This is a genomic window from Streptomyces sp. NPDC096013 (genome assembly GCF_044763565.1).
Lineage (GTDB): Bacteria > Actinomycetota > Actinomycetes > Streptomycetales > Streptomycetaceae > Streptomyces.
In genome coordinates this window covers 1-2,364 of the sequence record NZ_JBIWGK010000042.1, presented here as the reverse complement: position 1 = coordinate 2,364, position 2,364 = coordinate 1, and the positions used below count along the sequence as shown (strand labels likewise).

Here is a 2,364-nt window from a genome sequence, read left to right as displayed (position 1 = left end):
TGTCGGCGTACACGTGAACGTACACAGCCGCGTACGGATGAACGTGCTCAGTTCTTGATGCGGTGAGGCCGGCGCGTCGGCATTCTGCTTCTGTGTCTTCGGGGTGGCAGAGGGGCGGCTGACGGTGGTTCTGGATCCGCATCGCTGGCTGGAGTTGAGGCGTTTCCGCGGTCTTTATGAGTCCGGGGCGATGAGCCTGTCGGAGATCGCCAAGGTGACCGGGCTGAACCGTCGCACGGTCAGCAAGTACCTGTCGGGGCAGACGCCGGTCGCGCCGCCGAAGCGGGCGCCGAACGGGAAGCCGAAGGCTCGGGTGGTGGACGAGGTCGCGCCGCTGATCGACGCGATGCTGCGGGCCGAGATCCTCATCAAAGGGGCGGTGGTCCACGAGCGCCTGGCCAAGGAGTACGGCTTCACCGGCAACTACCAGCGCGTGAAGATCTACCTGCAGGAAGCCCGGCCCCGGATCGCGGACGAGCTGGGCATCAGCCCCGGTGAACTCGCCGGTCTGCACCGCCGGTTCGAGGTCGTCCCCGGTGCTCAGGCGCAGGTCGACTGGGGCGACGAGGGCAAGATCCTCGCCCATGTCGGGATCCCGAAGGTCTATTCGTTCCACATGACCTTGTCCTACTCGCGCGATCCGTTCTGCTGCTTCACCACCAGTCAGGACCTGGCGACGTTCTTCGACTGCCATCGCCGTGCGTTCGCGCACTTCGGCGGCGTGCCGATGACGGTCGTCTACGACCGCACCAAGACGGTTGTCCGTCGTCACGTCGCTCCTGGTGAGGCGGTTCCACTGCATCCTGAAGCGGTGGCCTTCGCCGGGCACTACGACTTCGACATCGACGTCCTGGCCGCCTACCGCCCGACCGGGAAAGGACGGGTCGAGCGCCAAGTCCTGATCGTCCGCGATCATGTTCTGGCGGGCCGGGGGTTCTCCTCCGTCGAGGAGATGGACGCCGCGTTCACCGCCTGGGTGCCGATGCGGCGGGCGAAGGTCCACGGCACCCACGGCGAGGTCATCGGGCATCGCGCCGTCCGTGACCACATGGCCTTGCGGCCGCTGCCGCAGACACCGTATGTGGTCGCCCAGCGGCATCTGCGGCACGTCGGCAAGGATTGCCTGGTCGCCTTCGATGCGAACCTCTACTCGGTGCCGGCCCGCAGGGTCCGTGCCCGTCAGCTGGTCGAGATCCGGGCCACAAAGTCGCAGATCAGCCTGCACTCCACCATCGTCGATGCCCATGGCGAGACGCTCCTGGCCGTCCACCCGCGGGCTGTTGGCCGCGGCGCCCGCGTCGTCGACGACAGGCACTGGGACGGGCTGCCCAAGGGCGACAACCGGCGCGTCACCACCGGCGACGTGATGCCTCAGCCCCGCCACCGGGACGTCCCGGGCGAGGAGGCCGGACCGCTTATGGCCTTGCTGAACCGGTCCGCCGCCAGCCGCATCGAGGTCAGCCGGCGCCCGTTGTCGGTCTATGACGAGCTGACCGGCACCCGCCCCTTCACCCCCAATTCGACGACGAGGGAAGCCCGTTGAGCCAGCTGGTCACCGCCCGCATCCGCAGCACGGCCGCCAAGCTCGGCCTGCCTCACCTGGCCGAGAGCCTGAACCAGTACGCCGAGCGGGCCGAGGAGGGCAAGCTCGGCTACCTCGACTTCCTTGACCTGCTCCTGGCCGAAGAGCTTGCGGTCCGCGATGACCGGCGTTTCCGGCAGGGCCTGCGGCTGTCGAAGCTGCCGCACCACAAGACCCTGGACGACTACGACTTCTCCTTCCAGCCCGAACTCGACCCGCGCAAGGTCAAGGACCTGGCCACCCTCTCGTTCGTCGAGGCGAAGGCCAACGCAGCCCTTCTGGGCCCGCCCGGAGTAGGCAAAACACACCTCGCCGTCGCCCTGGCCGTCGCGGCCTGCCGGGCCGGCTTCTCGATCTACTTCACGACCCTCGACGACATGGTCCGCCAGCTGAAGACCGCCGAAGCCGCGGGCCGGCTGACCAGCAAGCTCCGTTCCTACCTGCGGCCCAGCGTCCTCGTCGTCGACGAGGTCGGCTACCAGCCCCTCGAACGCGCGGAGGCGAACCTGGTCTTCCAGGTGATCTCCAAGCGCTACGAGAAGGGCTCGATCATCCTGACCTCGAACAAGACCTTCAGCGAATGGGGACAGGTCTTCGGCGACGAAGTCCTCGCCACCGCGATCCTCGACCGCCTCCTGCACCACTGCGACGTCATCGCGATCAACGGCCCCAGCTACCGGCTGAAGAACCGCCTCGCCGCCATCGAGCGCGAGACCGAAGTGGCCTGAGAGCTGAGCACGTTTATCTGTACTTGGCTGAGCACTTCAACGAGTACGCGGACA

The 2,364-nt window shown here is 67.2% G+C and carries 2 protein-coding genes; both read left to right on the top strand.

Translation table 11 applies throughout. The features are described from left to right. The first annotated feature begins 124 nt into the window (after positions 1-124). The gene (gene istA / locus ACIRB1_RS47080) at positions 125-1,543 is read left to right on the top strand and encodes an IS21 family transposase (protein WP_403470122.1); all 1,419 of its coding nucleotides are present in this window, start codon (positions 125-127) and stop codon (positions 1,541-1,543) included. Then, entirely contained in the window at positions 1,540-2,310 is a 771-nt protein-coding gene (istB, locus tag ACIRB1_RS47075) for an IS21-like element helper ATPase IstB (RefSeq protein ID WP_403470121.1), read from the top strand. Before istA ends, istB begins: the two co-directional genes overlap by 4 nt. Positions 2,311-2,364: the final 54 nt, after the last annotated feature.